The 4835-nt window shown below is 63.3% G+C and carries 4 protein-coding genes; 1 reads left to right on the top strand and 3 read right to left on the bottom strand.

The window, feature by feature from the left end; translation table 11 throughout:
* The gene (locus Q4E95_RS11125; RefSeq protein ID WP_303383371.1) at positions 1–666 is read right to left on the bottom strand and encodes a glycosyltransferase family 2 protein; all 666 of its coding nucleotides are present in this window, start codon (positions 664–666) and stop codon (positions 1–3) included.
* Positions 667–801: 135 nt separating this feature from the next.
* On the opposite strand from Q4E95_RS11125, the gene Q4E95_RS11120 reads away from it, so the two are divergent.
* On the top strand, positions 802–2844 hold the full coding sequence (locus tag Q4E95_RS11120; protein WP_303383370.1) for a DUF6541 family protein: 2043 nt from the start codon (positions 802–804) through the stop codon (positions 2842–2844).
* A gap of 73 nt (positions 2845–2917) precedes the next feature.
* On the opposite strand, the gene Q4E95_RS11115 is transcribed toward Q4E95_RS11120, so the two are convergent.
* Positions 2918–3862: an ABC transporter ATP-binding protein gene (locus tag Q4E95_RS11115; RefSeq protein ID WP_303383369.1), complete on the bottom strand. Its 945-nt coding sequence runs from the start codon at positions 3860–3862 to the stop codon at positions 2918–2920.
* A gap of 6 nt (positions 3863–3868) precedes the next feature.
* Complete coding sequence (locus Q4E95_RS11110; RefSeq protein WP_303383368.1) at positions 3869–4735, bottom strand: ABC transporter permease; 867 nt, start codon at positions 4733–4735, stop codon at positions 3869–3871.
* Positions 4736–4835: the final 100 nt, after the last annotated feature.

Below are 4835 nucleotides of genomic sequence, written 5' to 3'. Positions count from 1 at the left end.
TTACTTCACGAACAGTTCGGTCAGGATGTTCACGCCGTTGAGCAGGGACTGGCCCTTGCCCTTGGAGTAGTCCGTGTAAATGATCTCCACGGGATGCTCCACCCAGTGCGGCTTGATGACCGCGAACTGGTTCACGATCTCCGAGGCGTGCGCCATCCGGTTCTGCTTCAGGTCGATCTGTGACAGCGTCTCGCGGTTGATTGCACGCAACCCGTTGTGGGCATCCGAGAGGTCCATGCCGCTCGTGAACTTGGACACGAACGCCGCGGTGCGCAGCACCAGTCGCTTCAGTGTGGAGACCTGCGTGCGGTTGTCCAGGAAGCGGGATCCGAGCACCACGTCCGCCTCGCCGGAGCGGATGCGACCCACCATGTCGTAGGCGTCCACCACGCGGTGCTGACCGTCCGAGTCGAAGGTCACCACGCAGTCCATGTCCGGATCCTGCAGCGCGTACTCGAAACCGGTCTGCAGCGCGGCGCCCTGCCCCAGGTTAATGGGGTGGCTGACGACCACGGCCCCGGCCTCGCGGCAAATGCGGGCGGAATCATCGGAGGAACCGTCGTCAATGCAGACCACGTGGGGAAAAGTCTTCCGGAGGTTCTCCAGGACTTCACCCACCACTTGGCCTTCGTTGAACACAGGCATCACGATCCACGCACGACTCACGCGAAGTATTCTCCCACAAGCAACTGACCTATCCCTGTAGACCGTTGTGTGCCGGTAAGCACTATGACGAGCGACTAAACTTCCACGAGAACCTTCCCCCGCCGCCGCGCGTCTACTTACTGGAGCTCTGATGTCTTGAGCTGGCTCGAAGCCATTCCCCAATACTTCCTGGTGCTGCTGATCCTGGTTCTGCCGGGGTTGTTCCTCACCGTCACCATGAACCTTCGGGGCCTCTTGCGGGCCGCACTGGCGGTTCCGTTGTCGGTGGCGGGGTTTGCGGCCTCGGCGGTGATCTTCGGGTTCGTGGGGATTGCCTGGAACCCGTGGACGGTCGCCATTGCGTTCCTGGTGGTCGGTGCGGGGCTGTGGGCGGCACTCATTCCGGTGCGCAGACGGCACCCGCACCCTCGCCTGGGTCAGGTCAGATGGGGAGCGCTCCGCGAGCGGATGACGTCCCAGAGCATTGCCCTGTGGTGTGCGTTCATCGTGGGTGCGGCGCTGATCGCGCACCGGTTGACATTGATCCTGGAAACCCCGGATGCGATCTCACAGACCTATGACGCGATCTTCCATTACAACGCTTTGCAGTACATTCACGACACCGGCAACGCCTCGTCCCTGACACTGGGCGGCCTGGGTGTCACGGCGGAACCCTCGTTCTACCCGGCGGCCTGGCACAACACCGCGGCCATGGTGGCCACCGTGACCGAGTTCTCGCCGCTGGTGATCGCCAACGCCATGACGTTTGTTCTCTGCGCGCTGGTCTGGACACTGGGTTGCCTGTACTTCGCCACCCGGTTGTTCGGCCGGCACCCCGCCATCACGGTGTCCACCGGCCTGGTGGCCGCGTGTTTCCCCGCCTTTCCGTTCCTGCTCAGCTTCTACGGCAACCTGTTCCCCAACACCATGTCCATTGCGTTCCTGCCGGTGCTCCTGGGGATGCTGACGGAGGTGGTCGGGCTCTCGCATGATGCGCGTATCGAGGCGCGCACCCCCCTGTGGCTCGCCATTTTGCTGGTCACCGGTGCTACGGGATTGGCGCACCCTTCCAGCGTTCTGCTGGCATTGCTGATCCTGCTGATCCTGCTCGTGACCGTGTGGTGGCGTGCCGTGGCCGGTCGCCGCCCGTGGTGGGTCATCGTGCTGGGCGCCCTCGGTATCGTGGTCGGCGCCTATGCATTGCAACAGATCTGGTTTGCCGCGCGAGCCACGCAGGAAGCATCGTCCTGGGCACCCCACATCACCTCCCCCGGCGCCCTGGGCGAGGCCCTCGGCCCGGTCTTCCCCAATGCCATGCATGTGCCGTGGGGTCTGGTGATCGTCACGCTCCTCGGCGCCTCGGCGGTGCTGCGTTCTCGTGTCCGGTGGGTAGTGGGTGCCTGGGCCGTCATGGTGTGGATGTACGTGTTGGTCGCATCCTCTCGCGACGTTCCCTTCCGCTACGACTGGACGGGCATCTGGTACAACGACGCCAACCGGCTGCTCGCCCTCATCCCCGTGCTCGCCGTGCCGCTCGCGGCCGCCGGCTGCGCCGCCATTCTGACGTGGGCCGCCCACAAGCTGCTCACCCTGGTCGATCGTGCGACCCCCGGACAGCGCTCCCGCTCCGATTCCGGGGACGCCGCCCGCACCAGTCCCGCGCAGAAGCTCCACCATTCCCGCGTGGCCGGTGCCCTCGGTGGGGCGCTGGCGGTGCTCATCGGGTTCATCACGCTGCAGGGCCAGGCCATGACCGACGTGGTCGACTACGGGCGCACCCAGTACGGCATGGAAGGCCCCACTCCCCTGCTGACCCCGGACGAGCAGGCCCTGATCGAGCGCCTCCCCGAGGAAGTGCCCGATGATGCCGTGGTCTTCGGTAATCCGGTCACCGGCACGTCTTTGGCCTACGCCATGGCCGATGTGCAGGTGCTCATCCCCCACAACGGTCTGATCGCGGACGGTGAGGCCTCAACCATCGTTCATCATCTGGAGGATCTGCAGACCAACCCGGCGGTCTGCCCCGCCCTGGAAAAGCACAACGTGCGGTACGTGTTGGACTTCGGCACCGAGCAGGTGAACCCCTTTGCCTACTTCAACGCCGCGGGCAGTGACGAGATCGGCCCGGAGAACGGGTTCAACCTGATCGACCAGCAGGGCCCGGACGCCAAGCTCTACGAGATCGTCGGCTGCGACTGATCCCACCAAGCGCACCAACGCCGACGGCGCCGCGAGACCAGGTCTCGCGGCGCCGTCGTACTTTCTCAGGCCGTCAGGCGGAGGTGGCGTCCTCTTCCGACAGTGGCCCGTCCAGATCGGGATCGTACTGGGGTGTGAACTCTTCGCCGCGCTCGAGGGCCTCGACCCGCTCACGTTCGCGGTGGCGCTTCTTGTCCTCGATGGCGCGCGCCAGGTTCTCCCGGTGTTCGCGCTCCACGTCCTGCGGATCCTGGTGGCGCATGTGGGCCACCGCGCCGAACACGGAACCGTCGTAGACCTTGTTGCCGTGGTCCATCACGATGCCGCGTTCGCAGATGTCCATGACCAGGCCCAGGTCGTGGCTGACGACCACCAAGGTCTTGCCGCGGCGCACCAGGTCCTTGATGCGACCAATGCATTTCTTCTGGAACGGCTCGTCACCCACGGAGAGGATCTCGTCCACCAGGAAGACCTCGGGATCCGTGTGAACCGCCACGGAGAAGGCCAGGCGCAGGTACATGCCCGAGCTGTAGAACTTCACCTCGGTGTCGATGAACTCGGCGATTTCGGAGAAGGCCACGATGTCATCGAACTTCTCGTCGATCTCCGCCTTGGTCATGCCCAGGATCGCGCCGTTGAGGTACACGTTGTCCCGGCCGGTGAGGTCCGGGTGGAAACCGGCGCCCACCTCGATCAGGCCGGCAACCTTCTCGCGCGTGAGCACGGTGCCGGAGTCCGGGTTCATCACGCCGGAAATCATTTTCAGGGATGTCGACTTACCGGAGCCGTTGAACCCCAACAGGGCCACGGTCTCGCCGTCGTAAATGTCGAAGGAGACGTCATTGAGGGCCTTGAACTTGGCGGTGAGATCGCCCTTGCGGCCCTTGACCAACCACACGAAGGCTTCCTTCATGGAGCGGGTGTGGCGCAACACGAACTCTTTGCTCATGTTCTGCACGCGGATCGCAAGATCCGGATCCGTGCGTTCCTTGACGTTTTTGCTAGCAGTACTGGACACGATGATTTACAGCTCCTGCGCGAAGTTGCCCTCTTGGGCACGGAACAAACGGTCACCAATGAAGAAAATGAGCCCGCTCACCACAATGGTCAGCGGCGTCCACCACGTCAGCAGGTGCGGTGGTACGTGCCAGATCTGCGGGTTATCGGTGGTGGGGAACCAGAACCCGTAATGGAACAGTTCCACCGCCACGGTCAGTGGGTTGAGCATGTACACGAAGTACACCCATTCCCAGAGCTTGTCACGGACCATGATCCACATGTAGAGCACGGGTGAGGCCCACGTGGCCACCATGACGATCAGGTCCACGATGTTCTCGGCATCGCGGAAGAACACGTTGAACGTCGCAAACATCATGCCCAGGCCCAGCGAGAACACGGCCACGATCAGGGTGCCCACGATGACCGCGAGCAACTGTTTGAGGTCCGGCCGCCAGCCCGTGATGAAACACGCAATCAGCAGAATCGCCAGCTGCGGCACGAAGTGCACGAACGCCACCAACAGGTTGGAGACCGGGAAGAGCTGTCTGGGGAGGTAGATCTTCTTGAGCAACCCGCCGTTGGCCACAATCGAGCGGGACGCGTTACCGAACACCTCCCCGAACAGGTTCATGACCACGATTCCGGAGAACAGGTACACGGCGAAGTTCTCGATGCCGCGGTTGAGTTCCAGGAACACGCCCATGGCGATGTAGAACACCAGGAACTGCACACCGGGCTTCAGATAGGACCACAGCAGCCCGAGCACCGTGCCGCGGTACCGGATCTGAATTTCCTTGTCGACGATCAGTCTCAGCAGAAACCGATTCTCCACGACGTCCCGCAGCCCGCGATCCTGTCCCGGGGGCTTCAAATGCGAAGCGGGAGCTTTCATACGGTGGTGCCATCCTTTCCTCGTGACGCGCCCTTGGCGGCGTCACCGGATACAAGACGACGCCGCACGCGAACGAACACGTGCGGCGTCGCGCATGGAG

Source organism: Kocuria sp. (assembly GCF_030536815.1).
Classification (GTDB): Bacteria; Actinomycetota; Actinomycetes; order Actinomycetales; family Micrococcaceae; genus Kocuria; species Kocuria gwangalliensis.
The sequence above is the reverse complement of the archived record's forward strand: the minus strand, read 5'-3'. Positions and strand labels throughout refer to the sequence as shown.